The sequence below is a fragment of the Shewanella sp. ECSMB14101 genome (assembly GCF_000773485.1).
GTDB classification, from domain to species: Bacteria; Pseudomonadota; Gammaproteobacteria; order Enterobacterales; family Shewanellaceae; genus Shewanella; species Shewanella marisflavi.
In genome coordinates, this window is record NZ_JSFF01000009.1 from 37,929 (window position 1) to 50,126 (window position 12,198).

Annotated in this window: 13 protein-coding genes; 4 read left to right on the forward strand and 9 right to left on the reverse strand. The window is 51.0% G+C overall.

From position 1 onward, the window contains the following. The first annotated feature begins 13 nt into the window (after window positions 1–13). Complete coding sequence (locus NY07_RS08985) at window positions 14–1,000, forward strand: GGDEF domain-containing protein (RefSeq protein ID WP_033539021.1); 987 nt, start codon at window positions 14–16, stop codon at window positions 998–1,000. 57 nt (window positions 1,001–1,057) lie between these two features. Here the strand turns inward: NY07_RS08985 and rraB are convergent, their stop codons facing one another. The 6 genes from rraB to NY07_RS19195 all read right to left on the reverse strand — a co-directional run bounded on the left by rraB (window position 1,058) and on the right by NY07_RS19195 (window position 5,778). Then, a complete protein-coding gene (gene rraB / locus NY07_RS08990; protein ID WP_033539022.1) occupies window positions 1,058–1,468 on the reverse strand; it encodes a ribonuclease E inhibitor RraB in 411 nt (136 codons plus the stop codon). A gap of 30 nt (window positions 1,469–1,498) precedes the next feature. Then, window positions 1,499–2,230, reverse strand: a complete 732-nt coding sequence (locus NY07_RS08995; protein WP_033539023.1) for a 1-acylglycerol-3-phosphate O-acyltransferase — start codon at window positions 2,228–2,230, stop codon at window positions 1,499–1,501. A gap of 247 nt (window positions 2,231–2,477) precedes the next feature. Further along, complete coding sequence (locus NY07_RS09000; protein ID WP_033539024.1) at window positions 2,478–3,257, reverse strand: metal ABC transporter permease; 780 nt, start codon at window positions 3,255–3,257, stop codon at window positions 2,478–2,480. Window positions 3,258–3,318: 61 nt separating this feature from the next. Then, complete coding sequence (locus NY07_RS09005) at window positions 3,319–4,230, reverse strand: metal ABC transporter solute-binding protein, Zn/Mn family (RefSeq protein WP_033539025.1); 912 nt, start codon at window positions 4,228–4,230, stop codon at window positions 3,319–3,321. Next, on the reverse strand, window positions 4,214–5,407 hold the full coding sequence (locus NY07_RS09010; RefSeq protein WP_033539026.1) for a membrane protein: 1,194 nt from the start codon (window positions 5,405–5,407) through the stop codon (window positions 4,214–4,216). Before NY07_RS09010 ends, NY07_RS09005 begins: the two co-directional genes overlap by 17 nt. A 74-nt stretch (window positions 5,408–5,481) precedes the next feature. Beyond that, a complete protein-coding gene (locus tag NY07_RS19195) occupies window positions 5,482–5,778 on the reverse strand; it encodes an ABC-type zinc uptake system zinc chaperone (RefSeq protein ID WP_140946856.1) in 297 nt (98 codons plus the stop codon). 265 nt (window positions 5,779–6,043) lie between these two features. Between NY07_RS19195 and NY07_RS19810 the strand changes: the two genes are divergently transcribed. Continuing rightward, complete coding sequence (locus tag NY07_RS19810) at window positions 6,044–6,169, forward strand: hypothetical protein (RefSeq protein ID WP_258311744.1); 126 nt, start codon at window positions 6,044–6,046, stop codon at window positions 6,167–6,169. 145 nt (window positions 6,170–6,314) lie between these two features. On the opposite strand, the gene NY07_RS09015 is transcribed toward NY07_RS19810, so the two are convergent. After that, window positions 6,315–6,650 (reverse strand): hypothetical protein, encoded by a 336-nt coding sequence (locus tag NY07_RS09015; protein ID WP_033539027.1) that lies wholly within the window; start codon window positions 6,648–6,650, stop codon window positions 6,315–6,317. Between the two features lie 123 nt (window positions 6,651–6,773). Between NY07_RS09015 and NY07_RS09020 the strand changes: the two genes are divergently transcribed. Further along, window positions 6,774–8,396, forward strand: a complete 1,623-nt coding sequence (locus NY07_RS09020) for a mechanosensitive ion channel family protein (RefSeq protein ID WP_033539028.1) — start codon at window positions 6,774–6,776, stop codon at window positions 8,394–8,396. Window positions 8,397–8,446: 50 nt separating this feature from the next. On the opposite strand, the gene NY07_RS09025 is transcribed toward NY07_RS09020, so the two are convergent. After that, the gene (locus NY07_RS09025) at window positions 8,447–10,144 is read right to left on the reverse strand and encodes a formate--tetrahydrofolate ligase (protein WP_033539029.1); all 1,698 of its coding nucleotides are present in this window, start codon (window positions 10,142–10,144) and stop codon (window positions 8,447–8,449) included. A 172-nt stretch (window positions 10,145–10,316) separates the two neighbouring features. Between NY07_RS09025 and NY07_RS09030 the strand changes: the two genes are divergently transcribed. After that, on the forward strand, window positions 10,317–11,207 hold the full coding sequence (locus NY07_RS09030; protein WP_033539030.1) for an aldo/keto reductase: 891 nt from the start codon (window positions 10,317–10,319) through the stop codon (window positions 11,205–11,207). A 53-nt stretch (window positions 11,208–11,260) separates the two neighbouring features. Here NY07_RS09030 and NY07_RS09035 read toward each other — a convergent pair whose 3' ends face one another. Further along, on the reverse strand, window positions 11,261–12,100 hold the full coding sequence (locus NY07_RS09035; RefSeq protein ID WP_140946959.1) for a MaoC/PaaZ C-terminal domain-containing protein: 840 nt from the start codon (window positions 12,098–12,100) through the stop codon (window positions 11,261–11,263). Window positions 12,101–12,198: the final 98 nt, after the last annotated feature.

Genomic DNA, 12,198 nt, shown 5'->3' on the forward strand with positions numbered 1-12,198 from the left:
CTGGATTTTAAACATGGCATATGACCAAAGCGCGATGAACGAGCTCCACTGGCTAATCGATATGGTGCAAACCATAGAGGTTGGCTTGGTGGTGCTTGATCGCAACTACAACATCCAACTTTGGAATGGATTCATGGAGAACCACAGCGGTATCTCCCCCAACTCGATCAAAGGTAAAAACCTGTTTGATCAGTTCGATTACCTGCCCTCCACTTGGCTAAAGCAGAAGATGGAGTCGGTATTTCTTCTCAAAAACCGCGCCTTTATCAGCTGGGAGCAGCGCCCTTATGTGTTTCAGTTCGGTAACTACCGCCCCATCACTGGCCGCGCCGACTTTATGTACCAAAATGTCACCCTGCTGCCGCTCTCTTCGCTGACCGGCCAGATCACCCATATTAGTATGATCATCTATGATGTCACCGACGTGGCGATCAACAAGTTGCAGCTCAAGGCGGCCAACGAACGCTTGGAACACCTGAGCCAGACAGATGGCCTGACCCAGCTGCACAATCGCCGTCACTGGCAGCTCTGTATGCAGAAGGAGTTTGACCGCCATACCCGCTACGGTGACCCCACAACACTAGTGATGTTAGATATTGACCATTTCAAACGGATCAATGACACCTATGGTCACATTGCCGGTGACAAAGTTATCCAGCATGTGTCCCACATACTGCGTCAGTCACTGCGCGAAACCGATTGTGCCGGACGTTACGGTGGTGAAGAGTTTTCCGTGGTGCTGTCAAATACCAATGCCGACTCGGCACTCTACTTTGCCGATCGCCTGCGTGAGAAAATTGCCGCATCCGAACTCAGATTTGAAAGCGTCATCCTCAAGGTGACGGTAAGCATAGGGATTTGCGGTATAGATGATCAGCTGAGCAATAGTGCCCAGTGGCTCGCCCAGGCTGACAACGCCCTCTACCAGGCCAAGCAACAGGGACGTAACTGCAGCGTCATCTTCACCCCCGATAACCCAGTCGATAACCCAGCCAAATGATCCACAAAAAAGCCCATCAATGATGGGCTTTTTTGTGGCAGACGAGCAAGACTATGCTTAGTGGAAGCGAGAGTCTTCCTCTTCATACTCTTCATCGTCATCCAGCTCGGCGTCATCACCGATGAAGTAAGTACCCCAACCGTCATAATCGACTTTTAATTTGGCTGCCAGTTGGATCAAATCCTCACAGGCCTTATCCAATAAAGCGACATCCAACTTATGATGGGCGATAGCGTCGAAACAGAAGATCACAGAACCATCTTCAAGCTCCATCTCTTCGGCATCATTAACTTCAAACCCCATCTTAAAGGCCTCAACGGCAGCCTTCTCCAGTCTGTCGAAGTTAGACGCTGAAAAATGATGTTCTATGGTGTATTCAGCATCTGGCTCAGAACCATCGGCAAGAATCGCATCGACGATCTCCTGATTTTCCTGCTTCTGTTCCTGCAACTGACGTTCTGTAGACATGGATCTCTCCGAATAAAATAGTGTTCTAAATTAAATAGCTTTCTTGGCCATCAAGGCGCCAGCTTCCTGGTTAAGCTGAGCCAGTTTTTCCGACATCATGGCATGAATTCGAGTAGAAAGCTCCTTGACCTGTGACTTGGCAAGCCCCTTGGTCTCTATCGGGTCCATCACCTCGATGATCACTACGCCATTGTTCCAACGATTCAGCTTGATATGCTCTTGGTTAGAGGCCAGAACTGGCACCATAGCCACACCGGCTTCGATGGCGGTATGGAAAGCGCCCGACTTAAAAGGCAACAGCCCCTTACCACGAGATCGCGTTCCCTCAGGGAAGATCCAGATAGAAAGGCACTTTTCTTTAATCTTCTTCGCCGTCTGCGCCATGGTCTCGAAGGCGCGATTACGGTTATTACGATCGATCAAAATATTGCCCGACAGCCAATAGATCTGACCGAAAAACGGTATCCAGGCCAGACTCTTCTTGCCCAGACTGACTGTCCCCTTAGGGACAGCGGCCGTATGGGTAAACATATCGAAATTATTCTGGTGATTCGCCAGAAAGATACAGGGCTCGCTGGGCTCCACCTTAGGCTTACGCACTACCACTTTTACACCCAGTACCGGTGCGGCCCAGGAAAAAAGCTTGGCAAACAGGTGCACATTGTCTCTATGGCGCGGGCGCAACAGACAATAGAGACCACCAAAGACAAAAGCCAGCAACAACATGATGGCTAAGATCAGAGATCTGAAGATTAACAGCACAACTTACTCCTGTGATTTCAGTGGCGACATTATAGCAGCAGCTTTTTTGACTTACACCTGTAGTCTTAAGCTCACATTCACCCAGCGCCACACCCAGCGGTTATTGCTCAATTAAGCCTTGGAAATATCAGCGAAAAAGAAATTATCAGCGAATGTTTTCGAGGAAAAAAAGCGAGAATCACCCCATGGGCAACTCCCGCTGATTTCACAATAAGGGCTTTTTATATCGAATTTACTCGTTAGCCTTTTACTTTGTAATCGAGCTTTCTCGAAACAACTTAGGCTGCAGCAGACGAAATAGCACGGCACTCACCGCCAAGGTGGCAACAATCGCCGCGCCACTTGGCAGGTCAAAACTGGCCGATAAAAACAGACCGACCCCATAGCCTAATAGGCCAACCAGATAAGCCATCGGCCATCTGATTTTGCCCTGCATCTTGTTAACCGCCAGCGCCGGCAAGATCAGCGAGCTGAAGACCAGATAGACCCCTACCAACTCCACCGACAGGGTGATCACCAAAGCAAACAGGAGATAGAATCCACCACCATTGAGTATCGCAGGCCTGAAGGCAATTACGGCCAATACCAACGCCGACACCACGGCAGGTAATGCCAATTGCGACCAGGTAACCCAAAGGATCTGCCCCGACATCAACTGTTTTAACATCTCGGCCCCATGGGGGTCATTGGAGAGCAGCAGCATAGCCGCCACCGCCGACAACACATAGAAACAGCCGATAATCGCCTCCAGTTCATCGGCCATACGCTTTGCTAACCAGGCGATAAACCCCGCCCCAAGCAAGGCAAACAGTGCCGGCATCCAGACATTGGCGTAAGGCAGGTGCTCCAACTCATGATTAGTGTGGCCTATGATAGCCCCCAAAGCCGCCACCTGAGCAATCGCCAGATCGATAAAGATGATGCCACGTTTTAATACCTGACTGCCCAGCAGCACATGGGTGGAAAGCACCAAGATCCCCGCGGCCAGAGCGGGTAACAAAATAGACAAGATATCGAGATCAAACATGATTGGGTACCGATAAAAGCTGACAACGACGCCGATTGCTCGGCGCCGTCTTGGCTCTGGATTAGTGGTTCACACCGAGTAGCAAATGGATCACGCTCTCATACAGGCCAAATAGATCCTGAGCGTCATCGTTGCCGCCAACTGACATAGGCAAGGTTACCACAGGCAAGCCTGTACGCTCTCCTAACCAGTGTGCACCACGTTCATCCTGATAGGAGGCGACAATAATCGCCATCACATCTCCCTGCTGGGCTCGCCCCTGCAGGTGCGCCAGGTGTCCTGTGCTTGGCGGCAATCCAGGCTTAGGCTCGAGATCGCCCACCTGCTCCAAACCCAACCAATTGAACAAGTAGCGGAAGCTAGTGTGATAAGCGATCACCTTCTTGTCCTTAAGTGGTGCCGCCAGAGATTGCCAACGAGGAATAGCTTCCTGCCAACGCTGGCTAAAACCAGCCAAGGCCGACTCATAGGCCGCACGGTTGTCAGGGTCAAGCTGCACCATTTTAGACGACAGCGCGCTCGCCACTTCCAGCAGACGCTCAGGGTCAAAATGCAAATGAGGATTTCCCTGAGAATGCACATCCCCCATGCTGCGATCCACCTTATCGAGTTGATCTAAGGTCTGAGTATGCTCTGCAGCAAAGAAGAGTCCCTTATCGGTTGAGCGCACCTGGGCGTTGGCCGATTTCATCTGCAGCATAGGCAACCAACCGACTTCGAGATCGGCGCCGGCGCACACAGCAAGATCCGCCTGGCGCATCTTAGCAATCAAACTAGGCCTTGCCTGTACCTGATGAGGATCTTGCATCGCCGTCGTCGCGGCGTAGATCTTAGCATCTGGCGCCAACTCCTTGGCCAAAGCGGCATATTCAGGTTCGCAGGCAAAAATATTCAGTTTTGCCTGCGCACTGCAGGCAAAGCTCAGCGCCAGCGCCGCAGCGCCAGCCTTAAGATAGTTAGAATTGATGCGCACCGTGAGCCCCCAGAGTCATAACATATTGAAGCGTAATAATATTATCGTCTGAAATACCTTCAAAATTAGTGCCTTGCTGGTTGGTATATTGCAGGCGTACCGTTGAGAAATGACTGTGATGCCAGGCCAGGCTGACCTCAGTCTCTTTCAGTTTTTGGGCATCGAAGTGCTCATCATGCAGCAGGTGAGTATCGACCTGACCATAACGCAGACCCGCCGACCAGTTTGGCGAGAACTGGTAGACAGTACTGACATACCAACCTGTGTGTGCATCGGGCTTTGACGTATCGTGATCCTCGGCTATCTCTTGGTCATGGTCGTCCGCAGGGGCATAATCACTGACACGGAAATACTCGCCGCTCAGGGTCAGATGTTGATACTTATAGTTGCCTTGAGGTGCCCACTTATAAACAAAATCAGCGATATAGGTGTTCTCACCCGTATACTTGGCCACATGGCTATGATCATGGCCCTCCTCTTCGACCACCACCTCTTCATGCTCTTCCTCGGCGGTCAAACGGCCATTTTCATTGCGCAGGTAGCTCAGGCCCAGTAGCCATGAGCTGCTCACACCGATATCGCCACCGAGCTTAGTATAGGCCGTATACACACCCACATTCTTAAATTCGCGCTCACCATGCTCATCTTCGGCGCGCATACCATCACCTTTAAAGGCCTCGATACCCAAGGTCCAATAAAGATCTGTGGGTGCCACATAATCCAGGCGCACACCGTCATCAAAGTAATGGCTGCCTAAAAAGGCACGGTAAGCCGCAGGACGATCAGAGAAGGCATCTGTATGCACATGCTGGTTATTCAGGTAACCAATATCTGACAGGAAACGACCACCACGTATGGAGAAGCCACCAGGCATAGCTAGCGTCTGAATAAAGGCCTCTTCGAGCCCCAATTCAGTTTCACCTTCATGTATCTCGAGAATAGCCGTCAACTTGCCATAAAACATATCATCGATATTGGCACTCAGTGCTAACTCAGTATGGCCCAGGCCAAAGCCTTCGACACGTTCTGCCATAGGACGTTCGCCGCTCTGATAGTAGCCATCGAGCACGGCGCTGATCGCCGGATTAGTCAGAGTAGGATCGGCAGCAAAACTCAGGCTCGGGACCAGTGCACAGGCAAGCGCGATTGCTGAATAGCGAGCATTCAAATTCATCATAATATCTCCAAAAATACACAAACGACTCTGCTGCCAATTGGCGCAGAGTAATAAAATATTGATTTTTTTAGGTATTACGAATGCGCTGGCGGAGCGCGACTCTGGAAATAAACGACATGGACGCTAGCAGAACCTAACAGCTCACGCTGCGGCGCTTCCACCGAGAGACTAGGCAGACTAAAACTGAACTCACCTACAGGTAAGGCACTGTTTAACTGCAGTTTTTGGATACATAAGGTGCAGTGTGTCTTCGCACCATCATCATCTATATGTTCTAGGCTGTGAGCCGGAGCCAAGACAGACAAGCAGAACAATAGGGCACTAAGCCATATCGCTACTCCTCTTACTTTGCCTTTAACCGTCATTGCCATGTGCTCATGCTGTGAACATTGAAATTGCGACCAAGTTTAGGGATAAGAGAAATGAAGTCAAGCCAGAATTGGCAGCGCATCGGAGTGGAATGTAACAAAAGTTATTCTAATATTTTACTTACATGTAGCGCCAAAGCGTGTTCCCTGTCACAGTGGCCTGGCTAAAATTAAGTCTGACTTAAGTTACCCACACTAATATAAGTGTCATAAACTGAAGGGGGAATCTGCCCCCAGACAATATTGACGGCTAAAGGAAAATACCAGCATGAAAGAATTTTTTCGTGAGAATTTCAAACTCCTGTTTTGGACATCGATTTTCTTTATCGCCATCTTAGGTGGCATCTACTATGTCGAGTCAGCACTCGAAGCCCAAGTCCAGGTGATTGAATAAGCCGTCGAATAAATCGCTTTTCGCTGGTCCCGGCCAGCGATCCCACCCGTTCTGCTAAACCACTCAATGCGCGATGACACTTACCGTAACAGCACTTACGCCGTAACAGCACTTACATCATTGCACTCACGTTATTGTGCTGGGATTAACGATACTTCCGCCTGTGTTCACTGTCATCCACCACTTTTTGTGGCGGCGCCTGCATCACCTTGAGATGGTCCATCATATGACTTACCAAGAGTATCATTGCCGAAAAGATCGCTACCGCTGTCGTGAGGTTACGCCACTCGGGCATAAAGTAGCCCACGAGCAACATCGATAGGCCCAGATAAAACCCTAAGATCTTCAATCGCATCAAGATGGCACTCTTCCCTAGCCATGCATCACAATGAGGACATTGGATCTGAGACGCTAGCCCCTTGCCACGTTGGGCAGCAACACGATCGGCGCGAAAAGAGTGACTACAATGAGGACACAACACAACAAATTCTCGAATTAAGCTAAAGAGTGCTAGTCTACCAGATTGCGCCGCGCCGAGTTGTCAATTTACAGCGCAGGTAGAAGAGATTATGATCGCTGCACTAGCTAACACAGGACGGATATTATGTTACGCACCCTAGCCTTGGCTCTGATGGCGATAATGGCACTGGCAAACTTGCCCGCCAACGCCCAAGAGACTACCCAGCCCCCACAACCCTTTGTCGAACTGACCCAACTGCAACACACCATAGATTCAGATATCGCTAAACTTGCCAATACACATGGTGAGATGAAGCAGTTTATCGAGTACCGCATTAAGGAACATGCCCAGCAGCTGCACGACAAGCTCAAGTTATTGATGGCCCAAGAGCCACTGGATAAAGAGCAGCTGTTACCTTTAGTGCAAAAGCATCTGGCCTTTATCGACAAGGTGAGTCACTACTACGCCGATGATATCGCTCAATTTAAACAACAGCTTGGCAAAAATGATGATACCAACGTCATGTATAAATTGGCGATGCGTGACCGGGAGCGCGACGAGATCCTCAGTGTTAAGTATGAGACGCTCACCTGGTTAAGCACCCTAGGCGAAGATACCCAGGCAGCTAAGGCGAAACTGACCGAGCAGCTGTTAAAACGTTCAGACATGCTCAACAGCCTGGTTCATTTTACCCAGGACAAGCTCAAGCTAGCGGTGGACGAAGCCTCCAAGGCGGGTAAGGATGTCACCAGCGAACAAAAGGCACTGGTCACCAACCTCAATGAGCGCCTCAGCCTCACCAGCACCAGTCTGTCGATGGCAATCGAACTACTTGATGGCCTCAACCAGGATACGGCCAACCTAAAACAGACCCTGTTTAGCATCTCGGGAGATATCACCCAAGATGTACTCAATGTCGATGTCGCCAGCAACCTGCTGGATCAGTGGTGGAGCAAGGCTAAAAGTCAGGCACTGGACAATGGGCCAGGCCTGCTATTTAAGCTGTTTATCTTTCTGCTTATCCTCTTCCTCGCTCACCTAGCGGGCAAGGTGGTGCAGCGGATCGTTAAGAAGATGGTCAGCAACTCCAAGCTTAAATTTAGCAAGCTACTACAAGACTTCTTCATCTCGCTGTCGAGCAAGACGGTATTTGCTCTGGGACTGATGATCGCCCTGTCACAACTAGGCTTTGAGATTGGTCCACTACTGGCTGGTTTCGGGGTTGCCGGTGTCATCATAGGTTTTGCCCTGCAAGACACACTATCAAACTTCGCCTCGGGCATGATGATCCTCATCTATCGCCCCTATGACGTCGGTGATCTGATCAATGCCGCCGGCGTGACCGGCAGGGTAAGTCAGATGAGTCTGGTATCGACCACCATCAAGACCCTAGACAACCAGCGTTTAATCATCCCCAACAACAAGATCTGGGGTGACACCATCAACAATATTACCGTTGAGCATCAACGCCGTGTCGACATGACCTTCGGCATAGGTTACGGCGATAACATAGAGAAGACCGAAACTGTGCTGCGTGGCATAGTAGATAAGCATCCTAAGGTGCTTAAGCAGCCTGAGCCAACGGTGAAGTTACACCTGCTTGGCGAGTCCTCGGTGGACTTTGTGGTGCGCCCTTGGGTGAAACCGGAAGATTACTGGGATGTTTACTGGGATATTACCCGAGCGGTGAAGATGCGTTTCGACGAGGAGAAGATCTCGATTCCGTTCCCGCAGCGAGATGTCCATATCTATCAGACAGACAAATAAAACCAAAAGCGCCTGCAATGCAGGCGCTTTTTTTTACTCTATGGTCCTAATCAAGCCAGGCCGGTTATCTCACCGCGCTCATCGATATCGATATTCAAATAGCCGGGACGGATCCCCAAACCTGGCATAGTCATCACCTTACCCACTAACGCCGTGATAAACCCGGCGCCGGCATTCAACTTAAGTTCAGTGATCGGCAGCTCAAAGCCTTGCGGCGCGCCCTTAAGCTTAGGATCATGGCTAACCGACATAGGCGTCTTGGCGATACAAAGCGCCAGCTTGTCATAGCCCTGGAGCTGCAACTGAGCCAGCTGCGACTTGGCCTTATCGGATAAACTAATGCCACTGGCACCATAACCGGCCTCGGCAATGGTCAGCAGCTTAGCTTCAATGGACTGATCCGTATCATAGAGATGATGGAAATGATTGGGCTGCTCGGTAGCACGCACGACCGCATGGGCCAAGTCCACAGCGCCCTTGGCACCTTGAGCAAAGGCCTCACAGATCTCACAGGCAAACACACCCTCTTGCAGCGCGCGCTCCCTTAACCAGTTAAGCTCTTGCTCTGTATCGTCGGCAAATCGGTTGATCGCCACCACGACAGGTAAACCATACTTACCCACATTGGCGATATGCCAGCTGAGGTTGGCATAACCGGCAGCAAGCTTATCCATCTCGCTTAAGCCTTCATCACTGACGTGTGACTTTAGCGCCTTAATGGTCACCACCAATACGGCAGCATCAGGCGCCTTGCCCGACTGACGCGCCTTGATATTACAAAACTTCTCAAAGCCCATGTCGGAGCCAAAGCCCCCCTCGGTCACCACGATATCTGCCAGCTTCAAGGCGATATCATCGGCAATGATCGAGGAGTTACCGTGGGCGATATTAGCAAAAGGACCTGCATGGATAAGACAAGGGGCACCGCTTAGCGTTTGCATCAGGGTCGGTGAGATCGCCTGACTCATGATGGCTGTCATGGCACCTGCCACCCCAAGATCCTCGGCGCTGATATAGTCACCTTCGGTATTTTGCGCCAGCACAATGCGGCCGATTCGTTCACGCAGATCTTTGAGATCCCGGCTCAGTGCCAAGATGGCCATGAGCTCAGAGGCGGCGCTGATATCGAAGCCTCCCTGGTGTACAGGCCCATTGACCTCACCTAAACCCACAGTGATGGTACGCAGGCTACGTTCATTCTGGTCCACCACCCGGCGCCACAGGATCTGCTCGGGATCGATATTTAGCGGCTCGAGCCCCGATTGCTCACGAAAGGCTTCACAGCCCAAGCGCTGCTCATGATAGAGACGCGCATCAATGGCGGCAGCTGCCAGGTTATGGGCGCTGGTCACCGCATGAATGTCGCCGGTTAGGTGCAAGTTTAAGTCTTCCATCGGCACCACCTGAGCCATGCCACCACCGGCGGCACCGCCCTTAATGCCGAACACTGGGCCCATACTCGGCTGGCGAATACAGGCACAGCTTTTCTTACCTATGGCTTGGAGACCTTGGGTAAGGCCGATACTGGTTACGGTTTTACCTTCACCAAAAGGGGTCGGCGTCACCGCGGTGACTATCACTAACTTACCTTGTTTGTTATCTTTGATTCTGTCGGTGATGGTCAGATCGACCTTGGCCTTAGTCTTGCCGTAAGGGGTTAATTCATTGGGCAAGATCCCGAAAGCCTGGGCGATATTTTCTATGGGTTGTAAGCTGGCTTGGCGTGAGATTTCGATGTCAGTCAGCATATGGGCTCCTACGATAAATAAGAGAGGAAAAAAGCGAGCTGAAGCGAATATAGAGTAAATAGTGCTCGCAACAAACCTATTCATTGCCACTGTCAGCGTTAATTAAGGATTTATGAATCTAAATCAATAAAATGATTATTAGTGAAAAAAATTAATCCAAACGGAGCCTCAGATGAGTCAGCAAAGCTTTACACTTTCCCCCTTTATCGCCGGTTTTTGGCGTCTCGATAGCTGGCAGCAATCGCCACAACAGACCCTGGCACTGATTGAACACTACCTCAGCCTAGGCGTGACCTGCATGGATCACGCCGACATCTATGGCGAATACAGCTGTGAAAAGCTGTTTGGCCGCGCCCTGGCCCTCAAACCTTCACTAAGGCAACAGATGCAGATAGTCACCAAGTGCGGTATCAAGCCCGCCTTTGCCTCGACGCCCGATCGCTACGTCAATCACTATGACACCAGCTACCAGCATATCCTCTCGAGCGTCGACAACTCACTGCGCACCCTGCAGGTCGAGGAGATAGACCTGCTGCTGATCCACAGGCCCGATCCCCTGATGAATGCCGACGAGGTGGCACAAGCCTTCGAGCAGCTCTATCAAACCGGTAAGGTGCAACACTTTGGGGTATCCAATTTTACGCCATCCCAGTTCGATCTATTGCAGTCTAGGCTGGAGCGACCTCTGGTCACCAATCAGCTAGAGATCTCGCCGCTCGCGATGCACACACTAAGCGATGGCACCCTGGACCAATGCCAGCAGTACCGCTGCTCGCCTATGGCCTGGTCTTGTCTGGGGGGCGGTGAGATCTTCAATAGCCAGAGTGAACGTGCCCAAAGGCTGCGTCAGACCCTGAGTCAGATTGCAGCGAATCATGGCACCGATGATATCAGCCAGATCATCTATGCCTGGGTAATGGCCCTGCCCGCCAAACCTAAGCCCATTATTGGCAGTGGTAACTTAAGCCGCATCAGTGCTGCGGTCGCCGCTAGCGAGATAAGCCTGGACAGGCAGGAGTGGTTTAGCATCTGGCAAGCCTCCACCGGCCATAGCGTCCCCTAAGCAAGATCAAAAAAGCCAGCAAGATGCTGGCTTTTAACGATTCAGATACGAGCTTAGTCGTGAAACTTCACCTGACCTGTCAGGTGAGGTCTACGCCCCTTAGCGTCACGTAATTCAAACATCAAGCCGCCGGCTTCTTCGGTCTCAGAGTCGAAGCTCACCTTGGCTGGCATCAGCAAAGGCAACTTAAAGGCCACCTCGACGGTACAGGGCTTGTCACCTATCTTTGGCATCAGCAGGGCCACACTTCTTGCCTTGGACCACATGCCATGGGCCAGAACGCGATCGAAACCGAAACGCTTAGAAAGCACAGGGTGAAGGTGAATAAGGTTATAGTCGCCCGATGCCTTTGCATAACGGCGACCAAGATCTTCGCTCAGCTCCCAGTTGATCGGATTTTCCCAACTCATAGGGCTTGCCTTAGGCGGTCGGACACGCTTGCCATTACCCTCGATACGATAGAGATAGGTCGACAGCGACTCCCACACCAGTTCGCCAGCCACAAAGGCGCGCGATACCAGTTCAAACTCCAGACCTGAGTCTGTCATCTGACTACTGGTCAACTCACACTCGAGATCGAACTGTTCGTCCACGCGAGTGGTGCGGTACTGTGTGATGCTGTTCTTCAGGTGGATCATTCCCAGCAAGGGAAAGGTAATCGCATCTAAGGTAAAGATGCTGGCATGCAGACGAAACACCATGACGTAAAGATAGGTCAGAGGAAGCTGCTGGCCATCAAATTCGAAACCGCAGACCTTAGCGTATTGAGCGACCTTATCGGCACGCACAGCCACCTGTGGACAGGTCACTTTGACATGGGGTAGAGGTTGCTCATCCCAGCCTGGCTTTCGGCCAAAAAAGATCTTGCGATAAAGCGACAACAACGACGGCATCGCCTTTAGTTCAACACAAATTTCTTTATCCACGCTATCCAAACCCTTCAAACTTTACTCTGCCTAAAATTGCAAGCGCGCGATTATACCCCAAAATC

Excerpts from the sequence above, each read along its gene's own strand:
- NY07_RS09025 (WP_033539029.1), bottom strand. The coding sequence starts at position 10,144 with ATGCTGACTGACATCGAAATCTCACGCCAAGCCAGCTTACAACCCATA.
- NY07_RS09000 (WP_033539024.1), bottom strand. The coding sequence starts at position 3,257 with ATGTTTGATCTCGATATCTTGTCTATTTTGTTACCCGCTCTGGCCGCG.
- NY07_RS09030 (WP_033539030.1), top strand. The coding sequence starts at position 10,317 with ATGAGTCAGCAAAGCTTTACACTTTCCCCCTTTATCGCCGGTTTTTGG.
- NY07_RS08985 (WP_033539021.1), top strand. The coding sequence starts at position 14 with ATGGCATATGACCAAAGCGCGATGAACGAGCTCCACTGGCTAATCGAT.
- NY07_RS09020 (WP_033539028.1), top strand. The coding sequence starts at position 6,774 with ATGTTACGCACCCTAGCCTTGGCTCTGATGGCGATAATGGCACTGGCA.
- NY07_RS19195 (WP_140946856.1), bottom strand. The coding sequence starts at position 5,778 with ATGGCAATGACGGTTAAAGGCAAAGTAAGAGGAGTAGCGATATGGCTT.
- NY07_RS09010 (WP_033539026.1), bottom strand. The coding sequence starts at position 5,407 with ATGATGAATTTGAATGCTCGCTATTCAGCAATCGCGCTTGCCTGTGCA.
- rraB (WP_033539022.1), bottom strand. The coding sequence starts at position 1,468 with ATGTCTACAGAACGTCAGTTGCAGGAACAGAAGCAGGAAAATCAGGAG.
- NY07_RS09035 (WP_140946959.1), bottom strand. The coding sequence starts at position 12,100 with ATGCCGTCGTTGTTGTCGCTTTATCGCAAGATCTTTTTTGGCCGAAAG.
- NY07_RS19810 (WP_258311744.1), top strand. The coding sequence starts at position 6,044 with ATGAAAGAATTTTTTCGTGAGAATTTCAAACTCCTGTTTTGGACATCG.